Below are 21,616 nucleotides of genomic sequence, written 5' to 3' on the forward strand. Positions count from 1 at the left end.
CCTCCGCCGATAACCTTCCGACACCATCCTGCATCTGCGGCTAATATTCGACAATCACCTGGCAAATGCTCGTCCGAAGCCCCAAATCGCGCTGCGCTTGAGTGGGTGAGATGGGATGAGTCGGCAATCTCTCGGGTGTGTCGCCGGGCCGGACCGGGCCGGGCGCCCACTACGACGGAGGGAACCCCTCGTGACGCTCGGAACGACGGACGTGCCGGAGGGCCGGCGCGTCCACGGGCTGGTATCGGCGCAGGAGAAGGCCATCGCGCTGTTCGAGGAGGTACAGGCGCGCGGGCTCGTGGCGCCCGGGCGCGGGGAGCGCGAGGTCAGCGACCTGATCCGCGACCTGGCCAACGAGATGTTCGGCACCACCAAGCACTGGCACAAACGGATCATCCGGTCTGGCCCCAACACCCTGTTGCCGTACCGGGAGACCCCGCCCGACCGGATCATCGCCGCCGACGACATCGCCTTCGCCGACTTCGGTCCGATCTTCGAGGAGTACGAGGCGGACTTCGGCCGCACCTACGTCTTCGGGGACGACCCGCACAAGCACCGTCTCCTCGCGGACCTGCCGCGCATCTTCGACGCCGGACGGGCCCACTTCGCGGCCCGTCCCGACATCACCGGCCGACAGCTGTACGCCGAGGTCGAGCGGCTGGCCGCCGAGGCCGGCTGGAGCATCGGCATCTGGCACGCCGGACACCTCGTCGGCGAGTTCCCCCACGAGACCAACGACGGGGCCAAGGCCGACTCCTACATCACCCCGGAGAACGACACCCCGCTGCGCGGCACCGACCGCGCCGGCCGGACCTGCCACTGGATCCTCGAACTCCACCTCGTGGACCGGGAGCGGGGCTTCGGCGGCTTCTACGAGCAGCTGCTCGACCTCGCCTGAGCATCCCGCGCGCTCAGTACACGTCGCGGCCGTACCGCTTGGCGGCGGAGAGCTGCTTCAGGTACGCGGCGGCCTCGTCCGCGTCGAGGCCGCCGTGCGTCATGGCGATCTCGCGCAGCGCCAGGTCCACGTCCTTGGCCATCCGGCTCGCGTCACCGCACACGTAGAAGTGGGCGCCGTCCTGGAGCCAGGACCACAACTGGGCGCCGTGCTCGCGCATGCGGTCCTGGACGTAGACCTTGGTCCGTTGGTCGCGGGAGAAGGCCAGCTCGAGCCGGGTGAGCGTGCCGTGCCGGTGGAGTTCCGCCAGCTCCTCGCGGTAGTAGAAGTCGGTGGCGCGGCGCTGTTCGCCGAAGAACAGCCAGTTCCCGCCCCGGTGGCCGAGTGCCCGGCGGTGTTCGAGGAAGGCCATGAACGGTGCGACGCCGGTCCCCGGACCGACCATGATCGCCGGGGTGTCCGGGCCCGCAGGCGGGCGGAAGTGCGCCGAGCTCTGCACGAACAGCGGTACGGGCGTGCCCGGTTCGGCGTCCGCGAGGAAGGTGGAGGCGACGCCCTTGCGGTGGTGGCCGCCCGGCCCCTCGTAGCGCAGGACCGAGACGGTCAGGCTGACCCGGCGGGGGTCGACGAGCGGGCTGGAGGAGATCGAGTACAGGCGCGGTCCCAGGCGCCGCAGGCGCTCGGCCCACTCCTGGGCACCGATCCGGACCGGGAACTCGGCCAGGACGTCGACGGGCTGGCGCCCCCAGGTCCACCGGGCCAGGCCGTCCTTGTTGTCGGGGCGGGTCAGCCGCTTGAGCGTGCGGTCGCCGGTGTGCTCGGTGATGAAGCGCAGCAGGTCGGGCGTGAGCCGGGTGATGTCCAGGTGCCGGTGGAGGGCCTCGGCGAACGGCATGGGGTCGCGGCCGGGTACGGCGACCTCCGCGTCCGCGGAGAGGCCGGTGGCGGCCAGCCATTCCGTCACCAGGCCGGGACAGTTGACCGGCTGGACCCCGAGGGCGTCGCCCGCCTCGTACGCCGGGCCGTCCTCGCCCAGGTCGAAGGTGAACCGGCGGACCTCCTTGGCGGCTCCGGGCAGGCTGAGCAGCCGGTTGCCGGACAGCCCGGCGGTGTAGGGGTGGTTGCGGTCCGCCGCGGGTCGGGGCTTGGCGACGGGCTCCGGGTCCGGGGAGGTCGCGAGCGCCCCGCGCACCTGCTCCAGCCAGCGTCCCGCGGACTCCTCGTAGTCGGGCTCGCAGTCCACGCGGGGCAGCAGGCGCCGGCCCCCGAGCTCTTCGAGGCGCTGGTCGAGCCGGCGGCCGTGGCCGCAGAAGGCGTCGTAGGTGGAGTCGCCGAGGGCGAGCACGGCGTACCGGACGTCCTGGAGGCGGGGCGCGTCGGCGGCGGTGAGGGACTCCCAGAACGCGGCTCCGTTGTCCGGCGCGTCGCCGTCGCCGAAGGTGCTGGTGATGACCAGCAGATCGGTGCCGGGCGTCAGGGCCGCGGCCGTGCAGTCCGCCATGCCGTGCACGCTCGCCGGGGAGCCGCTCCCGGCCAGGGCCGCTCCGACGGTGGCCGCGAGGTCCTCGGCGTTGCCCGTCTGCGAGGCCCACAGGACCATGGTCTGCCGGGCCGGCCGGTCCGGGGCGGCGGGAGCGGTGGCCGGGGCGGCCGGGGGAGCGCCGGCCAGGGCGGCCGCCGTACGCGAGTACGTGCCGGCGAGGACACCGTCGACCCAGAGCGCGTGTCCGGCCTCGAACGGGGCGCCGGCCGGCAGCGAGGGGACTCCCGGGCCGGGCGGGGCGGAGGCGAGCCCGGCGAGGAAACCGGCGAGGTACTGGCGCTCCCGGTCGGAGAGGGCGGGTGGGGTCCGGTCCTCCAGCCCGAACACGGAGGCGAGGGCGGCCGTCGCGGGGGCGGCCGTGGGGGCCGGCGCGGGACGGGCCAGCGTGGCGGTGACGATGCCGGATCCGAGTCCGGCCCCGGCGGCCCCCGCGGCCCCCGATCCTGCGCCCGCGCCGGCCGGCAGGGCCGCCACGGGGACCGGGGCCCGTGTCTTGGCCAAGGTCACCGCGCACATCTTGAATCCGGGCTGGAAGGAGAGCGGGTCGACGGCGTCGTCGGTGACGGCGTTGACGCTGAGGTACTCGCCGAACAGATCGTTCCAGTGGAAGGGGGCGAAGCAGTTCCCGGGCCGGACCCGGTCGGTGACGACGGCGGGCAGCACGGCCCGCCCGCGCCGGGAGGCCACCTCCACCCCGTCGCCCTCCTCGATGCCGAGCGCGGCCGCGTCCTGCGGGTGGATCTCCACGAACGGTGCGGGGTTGAGCTTGCCCAGCTTGGCGACCTTGCCGGTCTTGGTCAGGGTGTGCCACTGGTGCTGCAGGCGGCCCGTGTTGAGCACGAACGGGTAGTCGTCGTCGGGGAGTTCGCCGTCCGGCAGGTGTGGACGGGCGAAGAAGACGGCCCGTCCCGTGGACGTCGGGAAGACCAGCCGGGGGCGGGTGCCGTCCGGGCGCTCGGCCGGCGTCTGGCTGACCCCGTCGTTGAGGTAGCGGACCGGGTTGCGGTCCGGCCCGCCCGGGGCGGCCGGCCACTGCACCGGGCCCGAGCGCAGCCGCTCGTACGTGACCCCGCGCAGGTCCCAGCCCGTCTTCGGGTTCCAGGCCTGCCGGAGCTCCTCGAACACCTCCTCCGCGCAGGTGTACGTGAACGCCTCGGCGAACCCCATCGCGCAGGCGACCCGGGCGATCAGCTGCCAGTCGGGCAGGGCCTCGCCGGGCGGGTCGGCGGCCCCCGGCACCAGGGTGAGGTTGCGCTCCGAGTTGATCATCACGCCCTCCGCCTCGGCCCACAGCGTCGCGGGCAGTGCGATGTCGGCGTAGGCATTGGTCTCGGTCTCCGCGAACACGTCCTGCGTGATGACGAGCTCGGCGGTCTCCAGGGCCTTGATCACGGTGCTGCGGTTGGCGACGGAGGCGACCGGGTTGGTGCAGATGATCCAGCAGGCCTTGATCTCACCGGCGGCCATCTTCTCGAACATCTCGACGGTGCCCCGGCCGACGTCGGTGCGCAGGGTGCCCTTCGGCACGCCCCACAGCTCCTCGACGTAGCCGCGGTCCTCCGCCACCAGGACCGAGCGCTGGCCGGGCAGCCCCGGTCCCATGTACCCCATCTCCCGGCCGCCCATCGCGTTGGGCTGCCCGGTGAGGGAGAAGGGGCCGCTGCCCGGGCGGCAGATGGCACCGGTGGCGAGGTGCAGGTTGACCAGGGCGTTGGTGTTCCAGGTGCCGTGGGTGGACTGGTTGAGGCCCATGGTCCAGCAGCTGGTCCACTCGCCCGCCTCACCGATCCAGCGGGCGGCCAGCCGGATGTCGGCCTCCGGTATGCCGGTGATCCGGGAGACCCGGTCGGGCGCGTAGTCCTCCAGGAAGGCGGGCATGTCCTGCCAGCCCTCGGTGTGCTCGGCGATGAACGCCGGGTCGGTCCAGCCGCCCTCGACCAGGAGGTGCAGCAGGCCGTTGAGCAGGGCCAGGTCGGTGCCCGGCCGGATCTGCAGGAACAGGTCCGCCTTGTCGGCGGTGGCGTTGCGCCGGGGATCGACCACGATGAGCTTGGCACCGGAGGCCTTGACGCGGTCCATCATCCGCAGGAAGAGGATGGGGTGGCAGTCGGCCATGTTGGCGCCGATCACGAAGAAGGCGTCCGCCCGCTCGAAGTCCTCGTACGAGCCGGGCGGTCCGTCGGCGCCGAGCGAGAGCTTGTAGCCGGTGCCCGCGCTCGCCATGCACAGCCGCGAATTGGATTCGATCTGGTTCGTCCGCAGGAAGCCCTTGGCCAGCTTGTTCGCCAGGTACTGGGCCTCCAGGGACATCTGGCCGGAGACGTAGAGCGCCAGCGCGTCCGGGCCGTGCGCGTCGAGGATCTCCCTCAGGCGCGCGGCCGCCTCGGTGACGGCCGCCTCCACGGCGGCGGGGGCGGGCCCGGCACCCCGCTCACCGCGGATCAGCGCGGTGGTCAGCCGTCCCGGTGCGGCCATCAGATCGGCGTGCGTGGCGCCCTTGGTGCACAGGCGCCCGGCGTTCGCCGGGTGCTGCTTGTCCCCGGCCACCTTGGCCACCGTACGGCGGCCGTCGCCGCCCGTGGTGATGTCCAGGACGATCCCGCACCCCACCCCGCAGTAGGAGCAGACCGTACGCACCCGCTGCCCGGCCGCGGCCTTCGTCTCCGCCCCCGCCTCCGCCACAGCAGACCTCCTCGCACCTTCGGCCGACACCGCACCGGTCCGGGCCGTTGCGGCCGTGTGCAGGTCGGTCCCGTTGCGGCCCACCGTAGGAAGTCCCTGTTGCGCGCAGGTGACGGGCGGTGCCCCCCGGGGGTTACAAGCGGCTTCGTCAAGATCACCACGGGCGGTGAGGTGGTCAGCGGCCCAGCGCGTCGAGGTGCTCGTAGAGCGCCCGGTGCCCCTCGGCCGTGGGGTGCAGGCCGTCGACGAGCAGGTCGCTCCTCTCCCGCAGCGGCTCCCACAGGTCGAGGTGGTCGATGTGGTTCGCCCCGCACCAGGCCCGGAGGAAGGTACGCAGGGCCAGCGCGCGCGCCCGGGTGAAGCGCAGCCCCTCGTAGGCGCGGGTGCGGTCTTCGTCGAGCCAGGAGGGTCCGGCGACGACGAGCCGGGCGTTGTGGTCGAGGGCGGTGGCGGCCAGCGCGTCGAGGCTGCCGGTGAGCTGCGCGAAACCAGCGGTCCCGTCGGCGTCGGCGTCGGCGTCGGTGCGGGTGTCGGCCTCGCCCTGCGCGTCGGCGAGCGGCACGGCGGAGTCGTTGATGCCGGCGGCGACCAGGAGGGTGTCGGGCCGGCGGGCCGCCAGCAGCGCGGGCGTCTGCTCGCTGACGTCGGCGAGGGTGCTGCCGGGGACCGCCAGGTTGAAGAGCCGGCGTTCGGTCTCGTTCCCGGCGATGTGGGCCGCCGCCAGGTGGCCCGCCCAGCCGCCCCGCGGGTCGCAGCGTCCGTAGGCGATGCTGTCGCCCACGATGACGATCCGCTCCGCCGGGCGCAGCGGCTTCGCGTCCAGGTAGGCCCAGGCGCTCTTGCCGGAGGAGAGGACCACCCGCCGGCGGGTGTAGTCGTCGACCTCGTAGGCGTCGGCCTCGGCGAGCTCCCGGTCGGTGAGGTGCAGCACCGCGCCTTCGACCGAGGCACCGAGCCTGCGCTCCAGGATCAGGTGCACGTCGAGCCCGCTGGCGGCGATCACGGCCGGATCGGTGATCTTCAGGGGTCGGGTGGTGTAACCGGCCAGCGAGGCCGGGGAGGTGGGCACGGCTCTGCCGAAGAGAGCGGTCTGGACCCGCTCGTCCATCAGCGTGCCGAAGGAGAACAGGGTGTGCGTGCGTGATTCGGTCACAGCGAGCCGCAGGGCCTTTCCGTACGGAGGGTCGGGTTTCACCCTATCGGCCGAAGGCTGGCGGACGGAGCCGAGTTGCGGACTGCTCCTCCTGACAGCGGCTACTCCTCCTGGTAGGAGTGGCGCTGCTCCTTCCAGGGGTCGCCGATGTTGTGGTAGCCGCGCTCCTCCCAGAAGCCGCGGCGGTCGGCGGTCATGTACTCGACCGCGCGCAGCCACTTGGGTCCCTTGTAGCCGTAGAGGTGCGGGACGACCAGGCGCAGCGGGAAGCCGTGCTCGACGGTCAGCGGCTCCCCGTTGTGGTGGGTGGCCAACAGGGTCCGGTCCGAAGCGAAGTCGCAGAGACGGAGGTTGGCGCTGTACCCGTACTCCGCCCACGCCATCACATGCGTGACCTGCGGGGCCGGCGGCGCCAGCTCCAGGACGGTGTGCGCCGCGACGCCGAAGAACTCGTGGTCCGTGGAGGTCGGGCCCGACGCGCAGTGCAGGTCGGTCTCGATCGTGACGCCCGGCAGCGCGGAGACCTCGTCGAAGGTCCAGGAGTACTTGCCGCCGGTGGCCGTGGCACCGAAGACCTGGAAGTTCCAACGGTCGGGACGGAACTTCGGGACGGGGCCGTAGTGCGCGGGCCAGCCCTTGGCGAGGCGCTGTCCTGGAGGGAGCGGTTCGGTTCCCACGGGGCGGTGGTCCTCTTCCGGTGGCGACGGCGGGATGGCGGCACGGCGGTCGCGCTCCGCATCGCGAGCAGCGCCGTACGAGGATCTTGCCAGGAACGTCACCGCTCTCGGGACCCGCGGCACGACTGGCGGAGACCGCCCGGACCGGCCCCGGCCGCACCTGGTGCATCCCATGACAACGTCCCGTACGGAACCGGGTGTCTCCGTGCCCGCATCCATGCGACCCGGGACCGCGCCCGTCGCAGATGTCCGCGAGCCAGTGGATCAGTTCCGCCCGTACGGCGGGCACGTGCGCGGCCGCGTGCGCGAGGAACGGGATCGCGGCGAGCGTGGCCGAGTACACCTCGGCCCAGCGGTTCAGCACCCACAGCGAGCGCACCCGCTCGCGCGCCGACCGCCCGTCGTCCGCGTACAGCGCCCGGATGATCCGCGGAACGTTCGAGGCGTCCGCCCGCATTCCGTGCCGCAGCGACGCCCAGTCGACGGAGTCGAGTTCCTCGGGTGGTCTCATGATCGGAACGGTAACCGGTGCGTCCAGGCGGGTGAACGGGGCCGCGGGGCACCCGCACGCGCTCGGACGGCGAGCGGAGGTTTCATGCGCCGCCCGCCTCCTCGCCGGGGCCACGCCCGCCCTCGGTACGGCGTCCGCACGGTGTGTCTACGACGGTCCGTTCCCGGCGACGGGTATGGATGGTGGGTCGGGGACGAGAGCGGGGAGCGGCACGTGGCGGCGATGGTCGGACTGTTCTGGGTCACTCCGGACGCGGTGTACGTGGGGTCGCCGCCGAACGCCATCGGAATCGGCGTCCGGCTGACCGCCGGCGGCCTGGAAGCGATGGACCCCGACAGCCCCCGGGCCTGGACCTGGGCGGAGCTGCGTTCCGCCGTGGTCGAGGACGTGCCCGGGCACAACCCCGTGGGCCGTGCGACGAAGGCCCTCGGCGCGATGCTCTCGGCCGCGATCGGAACGGACTACCTCGGTGAGGGGCCGCCGGAGATGACGCTGCGACTGGAGACGGAGGAGGGTGTGCAGGAGGTGACCGTCCACGCGGCGGCGGCCGGCTACCCCGCCGAGGAGGTACGGCTCTCCCAGGACCTGCTCGACCGCTTCGTGGCGGGGACCGCGGACCCGCGGGCCGTCGAGGAGTGGGGTCGGGAGCACGCCCTGGAGGGCACCCCCGATCCGCGGGCGCGGGAAGCCCTGCTGCACGCGTGGGCACAGCCGTAGCCGGTTCCCCCGCTCAGTCGAGGCAGAACTCGTTGCCCTCGACGTCCTGCATGGTGAGGCACGACTCGTTGACTCCATCGGCGAGCAGCAGTTGCCCGCGCACCGCGCCGAGCGGGACCAGCCGTGCGCATTCGTCCTCGAGCGCGGCCAGGCGCTCTTCCCCCACGAGTCCGGTGCCGACCCGCACGTCGAGATGGAGCCGGTTCTTGGCGGCCTTCCCTTCCGGGACGCGCTGGAAGTACAGCCGCGGACCCGCGCCCGACGGGTCGGTGCAGACGAACCACGCGTCCTGCTCCTCGGGCGGCAGCGAGCGCGTGAACTCGTCCCACGGAACTTCTTGATCGATGACGTCGGTCCAGCGTAGGGGAGGGGTCTAGGACGACTCCTGGAGGTAGGCGGCGATCATCGCGAGGTCGTTGGTGATGGCCAGCACCTCGGTGGGGTCGGCGCCCGGTGTGGAGGCGCCGTTGACGCCCGCGTAGAAGGTGTCGAAGCGGCCGCCGCCCTTGTCGAGGTAGCCCGCGATGGTGATGGCGCCCACGGCCAGCCGGTCGTTGAGGGCGTCACCGCCGACGGCCGCGCCGGTCTTGGCGAACACCTTCCCCCGGGCCGGACAGCTGCGGCAGTTCTCGGCCAGCAGTCCGTCGACCCCGAGGATGGGCAGGGCCTCCCGGAACAGCCGTGCGTCCGGGGTCCGTTGCCAGTACGCCAGCATCTGCACCAGCACCTGCGGAGTGGCCCGGTCGGCGGGGTTGCCGCCCCGGCCGTCCATCAGCTGCGCCTGCTCGCGGTCGACGCCGGCCTCGTCGAGGAAATCGGCGAGCACCGGGAAGCCGGCCGGGCACTGGTCGCTCTTCGCGGTCACGGCGAGCAGGCAAATGCCCAGGTTGGCGCCCAGGTTGTGGCTGACCTTGAGGATCAGCTTGGCGTACTGGGCGTAGGGCGGGGAGGTGTACGCGGCCACGCGCGGGCGTCCGTCGTAGTCGCGCGGCAGCCGCCCCACCGGATTGGGGCCCGACGGGTCGGCGGTGACGTGCACCCCGGCGCGTTCGAGGGCCTCGATCAGCGCGACGCGGCCGAAGGCGGCCGGGTCGCCGATCGGCGAGGTGCGCAGCAGCGGCGCGGAGTCCGCCGCGATCGTCCCGGTCAGGCGGATCCGGGTACCGCCGTCGGTGGCCGTCACCGTGACCGCGGTCGGCTTCCCGGCCGCCACGGTCTTCACCGCCGAGGTGACCTCGTACGGCGCGACCTTGGGCCGCCAGTCCAGCCGGGCGTCCGCGCCGGGCCGGTCCCCGGGGGTGGTCATGAGGTCGATCAGGTTGTCGTTGATGATCAGGGGCGTGGGGGTGGGGACGAGCTCCGGGTCGGGGACGAACAGCCGACTGTCGACGATCACGTCGCCGTCGACGCGCGTGATGCCGGAGTCGCGCACCTGCCGGGCCAGCTGGTCGATCCCGGCGAGCGGGTTCTCCGGGGTGAGGGTCGCGCCGGGGAAGTCGTTGGCGTAGGTGTGGTCGAGGTCGGTGTACGCGACCGTGCCGTCGGGGCGCGTCCGGCCGCCCATGGTGAGGTCGCCCTGGGCGACGAGGTCGAGGTCGCCGGTCAGCGTGGCGCCGTCGCGCGCGCCCACCGCGTAGAGCGGGGTCACGAAGCGGTGGTCGGCGCCGAGGGTGTGCCACGGGCCCGAGACGCTGATCAGCTTCGCGGTGGATCCGGGGATGAAGAACTGCTCGGGGAAGAGGCTGTGCACCACGCGGCCGCTGTCCGGGTCGGTCTGGAGCAGGCCCCACTGGGCATTGCGGTAGTCCGGCTTGCGCATGATCTCCCTGATGCGCGGGTCGAGGCCGGCGAGTCCCGTGTCACCGGTCGCCGACGGCGTGGTCGCCGACGGGGAAGGGGGCGGGGCCGGCGTCGGGTCCGCTCCGGTCGCGGTGTTCGGGGCGAGGGCCAGGAACAGCAGGGCGGCGCAGGCGGCGGCCGTACCGCGCCGCAGCGGTGCGGAGTGGATCGGTCTGCTCACAGCGCGCTCCGTTCGTCGCGGCTGTTTCCTCCCGAGGCCGGGAGAACAGCGTGGCACGGACCCTCCGGGCGGGCGCGCCGGGCGGTCTCACTCCTCGGTCGGCAGCCAGCAGCCGTGCAGGCCGAGCGGGACGCGTACGGGGATCCGGGCGCGGGCCACCGGCCCCGACGCGGGATCCTCGGCGGGGATGACCAGGAACCAGCTCGAACCGTCCGTGCGGTCCGTGGCGAAGGTCAGCCAGTGGCCACCCTCCTCGGAGCCGGTCCCGGAGCCCGGCTCCGGGGCGAAGACCGGCTCGCCGACGGACAGGTTCCCGGCCGGCCAGACGCAGGAGGTGCCGCTTTCGACGTCGTACCAGCGCACGGCGTCGAACTCGCCCGGCAGCAGGTCCCTCCGCCCGGTTTCGGTGGCCAGCGCGGTGTACCGGTGACGCCGCCCGATGCGTCGGTCGTCGACCCGTGGGAACTCCACCCGGGAGTCGTCCAGCGGGGTACGGAGCATGCTGCCGGTGGCCGGGTCGAGGCGCGCCCGCACCAGGCCGCCGCTGATCGGTTCGCCGTCCCCTTCCGGGCCGCCGACGGTGAGCCTGCTCCACTGCACGTAGTCGAGCACCACGGGGGCGTCCGTGCCCGGGCCGTCGTCGTACGCGTTCACGGTGTGCCACGTCCAGAAGGCCTCGTCGGCCGCCCAGCGCACCGGTCCGCCGTCGCGCGGGATCAGCGCCACCCGGGTGCCGCGTTCGGGGCGCCAGGCCAGGAAGGAGCCGCCGCTCATGGCCGCGGCGAGGTCGAAGAAGGCCGGGGCGAGGACGAGGACGGCGTAGCGGCCGGTCAGGGCCATGTCGTGGATCATCATCGGCTCGTCCACCCCGTCGACGGGCGTGGGCCCGCGGCTGACCGTGCCGTCGCGGTCGATGACCGACCAGGTCAGGTAGGGCGGCTCCAGGCCGTAGCAGAAGACGACCATCTCGCCCGTGACCGGGTCGATCTTCGGGTGGGCGGTGATGCCCGCGGGCAGCACCCCGCCGAAGTCCTCGCGGCCGAGCGTCGCCAGGTCGGTGTCGAACCGGAACGGGCAGGCCGACTCGGCGAGGGCCAACAGGCGGCCGGCGTGCCGGACGACGTTGATGTCGGGCATGTCCCGGAAGGTGCCGGCGAGCTCCGGTCCCACCTGGTCGGCTTCCGGCACGATCATCGATTCGAGGCCGCCCCACAGGGCGCGGCCGGCCCGTTCCTCGGCCAGCAGCGCGGGGGTGCGTACGAAGCGGTTGCGGTAGCGGGCCCGCCCGCCGGAGAGCCACACGCCGTGCAGCATGCCGTCGCCGTCGATGGGGTACAGGTACGAGCCGATCGGCGTGAAGCGCGGATTGGGGCCGTTGCGCAGGTACAGGCCGTCCAGGGTGTCCGGAAGCTCGCCCGTGACCTCCAGGTCCGCGACGTCGACCTCCTCGGACACGGGTGCGAAGGACCCCAGCAGGTGGGGGACGCGGGTGGGGTCGAAGCGGGGTGGCACATAGGTGTTCACAGGACCTCCCGGTGCGCGCTCCTCCGTGGGCGCGCTGCTAAGGCACCTTCCAGTGAAACGCGCGCCGGGTGGGCCTGCCAGGCGGGTCCGGTCTGCCTGGGCCTGCCTCGTCCGGCCCTTGCTGGTCTCGGTCGGTTTCGGTCGGCCTCAGGCGGACGTGAAGAGTTCCTCGTGCGCGCCGTCGAGGACGAACCCGTTGTCGAAGCGGACGCGGACCGTCACGCGGAGCTTCTGCTCGTGGAAGGCGGTCCACGCCGGCTCCAGGGAGGCGACCTGCTCCTGGAGCTGCTTCCGGCTCCCCTCGGGCATCTGATGGCCGAAGGAGTCGAGGAGCGACTTCAGCCGCTCGTACTCGCGGACGTCCTCGCCGCGCTGCGGCCGGTGCTCGTCCACCCGCTCGACGGTGCCCCCGGTGCCCGAGGCCAAGGCCAGGAACCCGGCGACCGCGTCCCCCGCCACCGTGAGCGAACCGGCCAGCGTGAGGTCCGCGGCCAGCTTCACCCGCAGGCCTTCGTTCAACGTCATCGATCCTTCATCTCCCCGGTCGGTGCCCGAGCCTATCGGTGGCGCGCACGCCGGGGCCGACCGGGACCGCTCAGTACGAGAACGCCATCGGCCGGTCGTGGTCGTCGTGGTCGCCGCCGATCCGGGTGGGCGGGTCGAGTTCGTGCGGGGCCGGTTCGGAAGGGCCCGCCTGCACGGCCCGGACCGTCAGCGTGATCTCGATCGCGGCGAGTACCGCGTACAGCGCGGTGTAGGCCGTGAGGGAGGCGATCACCTCGCCCTGGGAGACCTCGGGGGACACGGCGTCGACCGTGCGCAGGAGCCCGTAGACCACCCACGGCTGGCGCCCCATCTCGGTGAAGATCCAGCCCCAGGAGGTCGAGACGAGCGGGAAGGCCAGGGTCCACACGGTCAGCCACCAGTACCAGGCGGCCGCCCTCGGGGGAAGCAGGCGGCCGCGGGTGAGGGCGAGCTGCGGCACCTCGTCCCCGGTGGTGCGCAGGGCGGGCCGGAGCAGGAAGCGGCGCCGCGTCAGCCACAGTCCGAGGAGGCCCAGGCCGAAGGAGGCCATGCCGAAACCGATCATGAAGCGGAAGCCCCAGAAGGCGACGGGGACGTTCGGGAGGTAGTCGCCGGGGCCGTACCGCGCCTCCTCGGCGGCGGCGGTGTCGTTGATCCCGGGGACGTAGGCGGTGAAGTTGCCCTCGGCGAGGAAGGACAGCAGCCCGGGGATGGACCATTCGACCGTGTTGTGACCTTCGGACACGTCGCCGATGGCGAAGACGGAGAAGGGTGCGGAGGTCTGGCCCTCCCACAGGGCTTCGGCCGCGGCCATCTTCATCGGCTGCTGCTGGAACATGACCTTCGCGAGCGTGTCCCCGCTGAGGGCGACGAGCAGGCCGGCGAGGGCCAGGGTGACCAGGCCCAGGCGCAGCGAGGCCCGCATTACGGGAACGTGCCTGCCGCGCCGCAGGTGGAACGCCGCCACGCCCGCCATGAGGGCCCCGCCGGTCAGGAACGCGGCGGCGAGCGTGTGGTAGACGACCACGAGCGTGGTCTCCTGCGTGAGCACGGCGAGGAAGTCGGTGAGTTCGGCGCGCCCGGTCTCGGGCGAGATGGTGTAGCCGACGGGGTGCTGCATCCACGAGTTGGCCGCGAGGATGAACCAGGCGGAGAGCAGGGCTCCGACGGCCATCGCCCAGGCACAGGCCAGGTGGATCCGCTTCGGCAGCCGATCCCATCCGAAGATCCACAGGCCGATGAAGGTCGATTCGAGGAAGAAGGCGATCAGCGCCTCGAAGGCCAGGGGCGCGCCGAAGACGTCGCCGACGAACCGCGAGTACGTCGACCAGTTCATCCCGAACTGGAACTCCTGCACGATGCCCGTGACCACGCCCATCGCGACGTTGATCAGGAACAGCCGGCCCCAGAACGTGGTGGCCATCAGGTAGGTGCGCTCACCGGTCCGCACCCACGCCGTCTGCAGGACGGCCACGAGCACGCCGAGGGAGATCGTCAGCGGTACGAAGAGGAAGTGGTAGACGGTGGTGATGCCGAACTGCCACCGGGCCACCGTGTCGGGCGCCAGCGCCAGGTCCCACGGCATCCTCGTCCTCCTCCGCGCACGGCCGCTGCTTCCTGCGGGGCCACTGTGCCCGGTGCACGGGCACACGGGCGGTCAGGGGCGGGCGACCCGCGCGGGGTTGCCCCGGACGGTCCTCAGGGGCGGGCCGCCACGTGGTCGGCGACGGCCTCGTGGGTCAGGTGGAGGCCCGCCCGCAGGACGGCGTCGTGCCGGGTGGGGTGGGCCGCGCGGTGGGCGAGGTCCAGGGCGCGGGCCCGGTCGAGGTCCGCGGCGCAGTCCCCGCCGCGCAGGGCGGTGTCCACGGTCCGGGCGGTGGCCCGGACCAGCGGGGCGAGCTCGCGCAGGGCGGTGTCCGACCCGGTTCCGGGAGGCGGGGCGCAGCCGTCGGTCCGGGCGCGCTCGCGGAGCTCCCGGGTGAAGTACTGGAGGGTGAGGGCGGTCCGGTCGGCGAGCCTCAGCCGTTCCTCCAGCCCGTCCGGCGGCCGCTTCGGCGTACGGAGGTACAGCCGGGGCAGCCGGGTGCGTCGAGCCGCCCGCTCGTACGCCGCGAGGCCGTTCCGCGGCCGCAGCCACAGCTCCGCGTCCTCGGGGAGCCCCCGGGCGGTGGGCGGTCCGCCGGTGCCGAGCCGGGCGGCGACCGTACCGAGGAGGTCATCGAGTTCGCCCCGGTACGTGCGCAGGCCGGCCGCGGCCGACCGGTACGGGTCCGGCGGCCACAGCAGCGGCCCCAACAGGACGACGGCGGCGATGCCGACGGCGCTCTCCGCCAGGCGGGCCAGGGCGTAGCCGGGGAGGGCGGTCGCGTAGATCACCAGCGCGCTGACCAGGACCTGCTGGTTGGGGGCGCCGCCCTGGTACATCAGGTACATGCCCGCACAGCCGCAGGCCAGTACGGCGAGGAAGGACACCGAGGCGGCCGCCGACACCGAGGTCACCGAGGAGGCCGTGGGCGGCGGCAGCCAGTGCAGCACGAGGGTGGTCAGCGCCACGCCCACGACGACGCCCACGAGCCGCTCCCAGCCCCGTCGCGGGGCGTCGTACACGTCGTCGCGCAGGATCAGTACGGCCGGTAGGGCGGCCGGCACCGGAACCGTGCTCGTGCCCCACCACAGGCAGAGGAACCAGGGCACGGCGGCGCACACGATCAGGCGGGCGGCGGAGCGCAGTCGAGCGCGGGGCGGCGGGGCGAGCGGGACGGGGACCGTACCGGGCATGGCGGACATCGTAGGCCCGGCCGGCCGACCGCGGCGCCATCGACGGGACGGCCGGGCCCGCCTATGATTCCGACGCGCCACGCACCTCGAACATGCATGCCCACAACGGGCGATGACGGTTTCCGGGACGCGTACCGGGAACGCCGTCCTCGCCCGACGAGTTCGGAGGTCCTGTTGAGCACACGTACACGCACCCCGCGCAGACTGGCGGCGCTGGCCGTCGGCCTGACCGCTGTCCTGGCAGCGTCGGTCGGTCCGTCCGTCGCCGCGCCGCACGGCTCGACCGGCCCGGCGGTGACCCGCACGGTGGCCGCCGCCGCCCCGTCCGTGGTCAACCCGGGCAACCAGGTGTCCCTCCAGTACGACTCCGCGTACTTACCGATGCGCGCCACCGGTGGCGCGGCCCCCTACACCTGGTCGGCGGTCAACCTGCCGGTCGGTGCCTCGATCAATCCCTCGACCGGCCTGATCTCGGGCCTCCTGCGCGGCAGCGGCATCCGTACCGTGACCGTCACCGCCAAGGACGCCACGGGTGCGACCGGCTCCGCCACCTTCACCTGGCGCGTGATCCGCGACGCCTGTCCCCGCTGCTGACCCGGCGGCCCGGCGCCCCTCTCCCGATCGCGGGGAGGGGTGCCGGGCGCTGCTCCTCGGGCAGGATGTGCGGATGGACACGACCGAAGCGGTATCGAGGGCACGGGCGCTGGCCACCGCGGGCGAGCGGCGCGTCCTGGGCATTGCCGGGCCGCCGGGGGCCGGAAAGTCGACACTGGCCGCCCGGCTCGCGGACGCGCTCGGGCCGGAGCGCGCCGTCGTGGTCCCGATGGACGGCTTCCACCTCGCCCAGGCCGTGTTGGACCGCCTGGGCCGCGCCGACCGCAAGGGCGCCCCGGACACCTTCGACGCCGCCGGGTACGTCGCCCTGCTGCGCCGGCTGCGCGCACCGCTCGGACCCACGGTGTACGCGCCTGCCTTCGACCGCTCCCTGGAGGAGCCGATCGCGGGCAGCATCCCCGTGCCCCCGGACGTACCGCTGGTGATCACCGAGGGGAACTACCTGTTGCACGACGTGGGGGAGTGGGCCTCGGTGCGCCCCCTGGTGGACGAGGCCTGGTACCTCGCCCCGGCCGAGGACCTCCGCCTGGAGCGGCTGATCGGCCGTCACGTACGACACGGCAAGGACCCCGCGCACGCACGCGCATGGGTGGCCCGCTCGGACGAACACAACGCCCGCCTCGTCGCCCTGGGCCGGCACCGCGCGGACCTCGTCCTCGACGCCGACTGACGGCGCCCGACGGGCATGCGCGGCGGGTCGGGCACGCGCGGCGTCGTGCGCGGCGGGTCGGCGTCGTGCACTCTCGTGCCAACACCCGTGCACGGTAAGGAAAGTCGGACGGTAGGGGCGTCCGTAGTTTCGGGGTGTGCCGGGCCGCGGATCGATCGCGGACGGCGATGATCCATAGTGCTCCGGGAGGACACCCCCCATGTTCGACATCAGCAAGGTCCAGGCCGCTCCGAGCGCGGACCTGCTCACGCCCGACAACGCGGTCATGCTCTTCGTCGACCACCAGCCGCAGATGTTCTTCGGTACCGGCAGCGGTGACCGCACCGCCATCATCAACAGCACGGTGGGCCTCGCGAAGGCGGCCAAGGCGTTCGACGTGCCGGTCGTGCTGACCACCGTCGCCGCCGAATCCTTCTCCGGTCCGCTGCTGCCCCAGCTCGCCGACGTGTTCCCCGGACACGAGGTCATCGACCGTACGTCGATGAACGCCTGGGAGGACGAGGCGCTCGTGGCGGCCGTCAAGGCGACCGGACGCAAGAAGATCGTCCTGTCGGGCCTGTGGACCGAGGTCTGCCTGGTGCTGCCCGCCCTGTCCGCACTGGAGCAGGGTTACGAGGTCTACGTGGTCTCCGACGCCTCCGGAGGCGTCAGCCCGACCGCCCACGAGCACGCCGTCCAGCGGATGCTGGCCGCCGGGGCCGTGCCGGTGACCTGGGTGCAGGTACTGCTGGAGCTCCAGCGCGACTGGGCGCGCCAGGAGACGTACGGCGCCGTCATGGAGATCGTCAAGGCCCACGCCGGTGCCTACGGCCTCGGCGTCGTCTACGCGCAGGCCGTCATCGGCGAGCACGCGGCCGGCTGACCCCTTTGGACACCGGCATCCTGATGTTGCGTCTGCTGGTGGGGCTGCTCGTCGCGGCCCACGGGGTGCAGAAGGTCAGCCGGCACCTGGGCGGCAAGGGCCTCGACGGCGGTGCGCGCGAGTTCCGCGCCGACGGTTTCCGCGGCGGCGTCCTCACCGCCCTCGCGGCGGGCGGCGGCCAGATCGGATCGGGCCTCCTGCTGGCCGCGGGCCTGCTGACACCGCTCGCCGCGACCGGCGTCATCGGGGTCATGACCGTCGCCCTCACCGTGAAGTGGCCCGGCGGCCTCTGGGTGCAGAACGACGGCTACGAGTACCCCTTGGTGCTGATCGTCAGCGCCGCCGCGCTCGCGGCCACCGGGCCCGGCGCCCTCTCCCTCGACGCGGCGATCGGCCTCACCCCGTACCCGCTGTGGTGGACGGCCCCCGTGCTCGCGGCGGGCGTCGGCAGCGGCCTGCTCACCCGGCTGGTCCTGCACCGCGCCCCGGCCGCCGACCACGGCTGAGCACCCCCGCCGCACGGACCGGGCCCGGCCGTCCGCGCATACCCCTGTGCGCCGGCCGGCCGGGCCCACCCGGCCCCCCACCCACGCACCTACGCATCCGCACCACCCGCACCACCCGTACACATCCGAAAGAGGAGCACCACCCGTGCCGTACATCAAGGTCGCAGAAGGCCGCACCGCCCCCGTCGAGCTCTACTACGAGGACCACGGCACCGGAGCGCCGGTCGTGCTGATCCACGGCTGGCCGCTGAGCGGAGCCTCCTGGGAGAAGCAGACCGCCGCCCTGCTCGCCGCCGGCCACCGGGTCATCACCTACGACCGGCGCGGCTTCGGCCGCTCCGACCAGCCCGCCGACGGCTACGACTACGACACCTTCGCCTCCGACCTGAACGAGGTCCTCACCGCGCTCGACCTGCGCGACGCCGTCCTGGTCGGCTTCTCCATGGGCACCGGCGAAGTGACCCGCTACCTCGGCACCTACGGCAGCGAGCGCATCGCCAAGGCCGTCATGATCGGCGTGGTTCCGCCCTTCCTGCTGGAGACCGACGACAACCCCGGCGGGGTGGACGCCGCCGTCTTCAAGGGCATCGAGGACGCCATCACCGCCGACCGCTTCGCGTTCATGAGCTCCTTCTTCGCCGACTTCTACAACGTCGACGTGCTCGGCGGCGAACGCATCAGCGAGGAGGCCGTCCGCGCCAGTTGGAACGTGGCCGTCGGCGCATCCGCCAAGGGCACCCTCGACTGCGTCCAGGCCTGGCTCACCGACTTCCGCGCCGACCTGCCCCGCATCGACGTGCCCACGCTCATCATCCACGGCGACGCCGACCGCACCCTGCCCATCGAGGCCACGGCGATCCCCCTGGCCGAGCGCATCGCCGGCGCCCAGCTCACGGTCGTCCCCGGCGGCCCGCACGGCCTCACCTGGACCCACGCCGCCGAGGTCAACACCGCCCTGCTCGCCTTCCTCCGCTGAGCACGAGCACGGCCCCGGCCCCGGCCACGGCCACCAGCCCCCGATTCCCCCACTGAAGGAGAACCCCCATGCCCGAAGAGCCGGTACTCGAACCCGCCGCCCAGGCCTTCGCCCACGCCACCGCCCAGCCGCCGTACCTCTACCAGATCCCCGTTGCCGACGGCCGCAAGGCCGTGGACGACGTGCAGAGCGGCGAGGGCGTCGCCCTGCCCGCCGTCGACGAGGAATGGACCACCGTCCAGGGCGGCCCCACCGGTGACGTCCGCACCCGGATCGTCCGCCCCCTCGGCGTCACCGGCCCGCTGCCCGTCATCCTCTACCTGCACGGAGCGGGCTGGGTCTTCGGCAACGCCCACACCCACGACCGGCTGGTCCGCGAACTGGCCGTCGGCGCACGGGCGGCCGTGGTCTTCCCCGAGTACGACCTGTCACCCGAGGCCCGCTACCCGGTCGCCATCGAGCAGAACTACACCGTCGCCCAGTGGGTGGCCCGCGAGGGACACCACAAGGACCTCGACGGCTCCAGGATCGCCGTCGCGGGCGACTCGGTCGGCGGCAACATGAGCGCCGCCCTCACCCTCATGGCCAAGCAGCGCGGTGACGTCCACATCCTCCACCAGGTCCTCTTCTACCCGGTCACCGACGCGGCCTTCGACACCGACTCCTACGCGCAGTTCGCCGAGGGCTACTTCCTGCGCCGCGACGCCATGCGCTGGTTCTGGGACCAGTACACGACCGACGCGGCCGAGCGGGCGCAGATCACCGCCTCCCCGCTGCGCGCTTCCCTCGACCAGCTCACCGGTCTGCCGCCCGCCCTGGTCATCACCGCCGAGGCCGACGTCCTGCGCGACGAGGGCGAGGCGTACGCCGCCCGGCTGCGCGCCGCCGGGGTGCCGGTCACGGCCCTGCGCGTGCTGGGCACCATCCACGACTTCGTCATGCTGAACGCGCTGCGCGAGACGCGGGCCGCGTCGCTCGCCATCGGCCAGGCCGTCGAGACCCTGCGCGAGGCCCTGGCATGACGGCCCCGGCCGGTACGACGAGCATGCCCGTGGCCGGGGTGGGCCCCGCCCGGCGCCCGGAGGATCCGGCGGCCGTCCGCCCGGCGGCGGACCTGCTCGTGCGCAACGCGAAGGTGCACACCGGGGACCCGGCCCGGCCCGAGGCCCGGGCCGTCGCGATCCGCGACGGCCGCATCGTGGCCCTCGGCGACGACCACGACCTCGCCGGGCTCGTGGGCCCGGCGACCCGGGTGGTCGACGCCCTGGGCCGCCGCGTGGTCCCGGGACTGAACGACTCGCACCTGCACGTCATCCGGGGCGGCCTGAACTACGTCCTGGAGCTGCGCTGGGACGGCGTACGCAGCCTGCGGCAGGCGCTGGCCATGCTGCGCGAGCAGGCCGGCCGCACCCCCAAGGGCCAGTGGATCCGGGTGGTCGGCGGCTGGACCGCCGAGCAGTTCGCCGAACGCCGGATGCCGACCGTGGCCGAGCTGAACGCCGCGGCGCCCGACACCCCGGTGTTCGTCCTGCACCTCTACCAGTCGGCGCTGATGAACCGGGCGGCCGTGCGGGCCGCCGGATTCACCCGCGAGACCCCCGACCCGCGCGGCGGCCAGATCGTCCGGGGCCACGACGGCGAGCCCACCGGGGTCCTCCTGGCGGCGCCGAGCGCGCTCGTCCTGTACTCCACCCTGGCCAAGGCACCGACGCTGGACGCGGCCGACCGGCGGACCTCGACGCGGCACTTCCTGCGCGAGCTGAACCGCTTCGGGCTGACCTCGGCGGTCGACGCCGCCGGCGGGTTCCAGAACTTCCCCGACGACTACGCCACCGTCATCGACCTGGCCCGGTCGGGGGAGCTGTCGCTGCGCATCACCTACCACTTGTTCCCGCAGACCGCCGGGCAGGAGCTCGCCGATCTGAAACGCTGGACCGAGACCGTCAAGCCGGGGGACGGTGACGAGTGGCTGCGCCTCGGCGGCGCCGGCGAGAACCTGACCTGGGCGGCCGCCGACTTCGAGAACTTCTCCGAGCCCCGCCCGGCGCTCGCCGGCGGGTACGAGGCCGAGTTCGAGCAGGCCGTCCGGCTGCTGATGGAGCACGGCTGGGGCTTCCGGCTCCACGCCACCTACGACGAGACGATCCGCCGCGACCTGGCGGTCTTCGAAAAGCTCGCCGCCGAAGGGCTCTTCCCCGGCGGCAATCGCTGGCTCTTCGACCACGCCGAGACCGTCTCGGCCGACAGCCTGGACCGCATCGCCGCCCTCGGCGGCGCCCTCTCCGTGCAGAACCGGATGTCCTTCCAGGGGACCGCCTTCCTCGACCGCTACGGTGCCGAGGCCGCCTCCCACGCCCCGCCGGTACGCGCCATGCTCGACCGGGGTCTCACCGTCGCCGCCGGTACCGACGCCACGCGCGTGTCCTCGTACAACCCGTGGGTCTGCCTGCACTGGCTGGTGACCGGCCGCACCGTGGGCGGTACGCCGCTCCACCCGGCCGGGAGCCCGATCAGCCGGGAGACCGCGCTCGACCTCTACACCCGCGGCGGTGCGCAGCTCACCGGCGAGGGGGACGTCAAGGGGGTGCTGCGGGAGGGTGGTTACGGCGACCTCGCGATCCTGTCGGAGGACTACTTCACCGTGCCCGAGGCCGCGATCCCCGGCATCGAGTCCGTGTGCACGGTCGTCGGCGGCCGCATCGTGTACGGGACCGCCGAGTACGAGGGCCTGGACGAGCCGCTCCCGCCGGTCAGCCCGCAGTGGGCGCCGGTGGCCCGCTTCGGCGGGTACCAGGCGGGCGGCGGCGTACGTCAGGCCGAGCTGATGGCCGAAGCCGTCGCCGAGTCCGAACGGCACCGGCTGTGGCGACGGGCGCGCGGATCGGCGCCCGAGACGGCGCCGCAACCCTTCGTCGACCCGTGCTTCGCGCACTGACCCACGGAACAGGGGAACCCACCA

17 protein-coding genes and 1 pseudogene are annotated in these 21,616 nt (G+C 73.1%); 9 read left to right on the plus strand and 9 right to left on the minus strand.

Annotation, left to right across the window (positions count from 1 at the left end):
- Positions 1–190 precede the first annotated feature (190 nt).
- On the plus strand, positions 191–898 hold the full coding sequence (locus tag OG594_RS41165; RefSeq protein WP_266607494.1) for a M24 family metallopeptidase: 708 nt from the start codon (positions 191–193) through the stop codon (positions 896–898).
- Positions 899–911: 13 nt separating this feature from the next.
- Here the strand turns inward: OG594_RS41165 and OG594_RS41170 are convergent, their stop codons facing one another.
- The 3 genes from OG594_RS41170 to OG594_RS41180 form a co-directional block, all read right to left on the minus strand.
- Positions 912–5,123 (minus strand): bifunctional nitrate reductase/sulfite reductase flavoprotein subunit alpha, encoded by a 4,212-nt coding sequence (locus OG594_RS41170; protein WP_266607495.1) that lies wholly within the window; start codon positions 5,121–5,123, stop codon positions 912–914.
- A 175-nt stretch (positions 5,124–5,298) separates the two neighbouring features.
- Complete coding sequence (locus OG594_RS41175) at positions 5,299–6,276, minus strand: GDSL-type esterase/lipase family protein (RefSeq protein ID WP_266607496.1); 978 nt, start codon at positions 6,274–6,276, stop codon at positions 5,299–5,301.
- Between the two features lie 101 nt (positions 6,277–6,377).
- Positions 6,378–6,953, minus strand: coding sequence for a molybdopterin-dependent oxidoreductase (locus OG594_RS41180; RefSeq protein WP_266607497.1), 576 nt, complete (start codon positions 6,951–6,953; stop codon positions 6,378–6,380).
- A 724-nt stretch (positions 6,954–7,677) separates the two neighbouring features.
- Here OG594_RS41180 and OG594_RS41185 point away from each other — a divergent pair.
- Positions 7,678–8,181: a hypothetical protein gene (locus OG594_RS41185; RefSeq protein WP_266607498.1), complete on the plus strand. Its 504-nt coding sequence runs from the start codon at positions 7,678–7,680 to the stop codon at positions 8,179–8,181.
- 13 nt (positions 8,182–8,194) lie between these two features.
- Here the strand turns inward: OG594_RS41185 and OG594_RS41190 are convergent.
- From OG594_RS41190 to OG594_RS41215, 6 genes and pseudogenes are all read right to left on the minus strand, one after another.
- Positions 8,195–8,509, minus strand: a pseudogene (locus OG594_RS41190) (VOC family protein); the annotation flags it as partial.
- 45 nt (positions 8,510–8,554) lie between these two features.
- Positions 8,555–10,201, minus strand: coding sequence for a D-alanyl-D-alanine carboxypeptidase/D-alanyl-D-alanine-endopeptidase (dacB, locus tag OG594_RS41195; protein WP_266607499.1), 1,647 nt, complete (start codon positions 10,199–10,201; stop codon positions 8,555–8,557).
- 87 nt (positions 10,202–10,288) lie between these two features.
- Complete coding sequence (locus tag OG594_RS41200) at positions 10,289–11,725, minus strand: carotenoid oxygenase family protein (RefSeq protein ID WP_266607500.1); 1,437 nt, start codon at positions 11,723–11,725, stop codon at positions 10,289–10,291.
- A gap of 147 nt (positions 11,726–11,872) precedes the next feature.
- Positions 11,873–12,250: a hypothetical protein gene (locus OG594_RS41205; protein WP_266607501.1), complete on the minus strand. Its 378-nt coding sequence runs from the start codon at positions 12,248–12,250 to the stop codon at positions 11,873–11,875.
- Between the two features lie 70 nt (positions 12,251–12,320).
- Positions 12,321–13,835, minus strand: coding sequence for a cytochrome ubiquinol oxidase subunit I (locus tag OG594_RS41210; protein WP_266607502.1), 1,515 nt, complete (start codon positions 13,833–13,835; stop codon positions 12,321–12,323).
- 113 nt (positions 13,836–13,948) lie between these two features.
- Positions 13,949–15,028, minus strand: a complete 1,080-nt coding sequence (locus OG594_RS41215) for a hypothetical protein (protein ID WP_266607503.1) — start codon at positions 15,026–15,028, stop codon at positions 13,949–13,951.
- A 174-nt stretch (positions 15,029–15,202) separates the two neighbouring features.
- Here OG594_RS41215 and OG594_RS41220 point away from each other — a divergent pair, with 174 nt between their 5' ends.
- The 7 genes from OG594_RS41220 (at position 15,203) to OG594_RS41250 (ending at position 21,592) form a co-directional block, all read left to right on the plus strand.
- On the plus strand, positions 15,203–15,622 hold the full coding sequence (locus tag OG594_RS41220) for an Ig domain-containing protein (RefSeq protein ID WP_266607504.1): 420 nt from the start codon (positions 15,203–15,205) through the stop codon (positions 15,620–15,622).
- Positions 15,623–15,695: 73 nt separating this feature from the next.
- Positions 15,696–16,313 (plus strand): nucleoside/nucleotide kinase family protein, encoded by a 618-nt coding sequence (locus tag OG594_RS41225; RefSeq protein ID WP_266607505.1) that lies wholly within the window; start codon positions 15,696–15,698, stop codon positions 16,311–16,313.
- Positions 16,314–16,512: 199 nt separating this feature from the next.
- Positions 16,513–17,175 carry a hydrolase gene (locus OG594_RS41230; protein WP_266607506.1) on the plus strand — a complete coding sequence of 221 codons (663 nt, stop codon included), beginning with the start codon at positions 16,513–16,515 and terminating at the stop codon, positions 17,173–17,175.
- A 5-nt stretch (positions 17,176–17,180) separates the two neighbouring features.
- Positions 17,181–17,681 carry a DoxX family protein gene (locus OG594_RS41235; protein WP_266607507.1) on the plus strand — a complete coding sequence of 167 codons (501 nt, stop codon included), beginning with the start codon at positions 17,181–17,183 and terminating at the stop codon, positions 17,679–17,681.
- A gap of 145 nt (positions 17,682–17,826) precedes the next feature.
- Entirely contained in the window at positions 17,827–18,657 is an 831-nt protein-coding gene (locus tag OG594_RS41240) for an alpha/beta fold hydrolase (RefSeq protein ID WP_266607508.1), read from the plus strand.
- 68 nt (positions 18,658–18,725) lie between these two features.
- A complete protein-coding gene (locus OG594_RS41245) occupies positions 18,726–19,679 on the plus strand; it encodes an alpha/beta hydrolase (protein WP_266607509.1) in 954 nt (317 codons plus the stop codon).
- 23 nt (positions 19,680–19,702) lie between these two features.
- Positions 19,703–21,592 carry an amidohydrolase gene (locus OG594_RS41250; RefSeq protein ID WP_266608830.1) on the plus strand — a complete coding sequence of 630 codons (1,890 nt, stop codon included), beginning with the start codon at positions 19,703–19,705 and terminating at the stop codon, positions 21,590–21,592.
- The last annotated feature ends 24 nt before the right edge of the window (positions 21,593–21,616 follow it).

The sequence above is a fragment of the Streptomyces sp. NBC_01214 genome, from assembly GCF_026340975.1.
GTDB lineage: Bacteria > Actinomycetota > Actinomycetes > Streptomycetales > Streptomycetaceae > Streptomyces.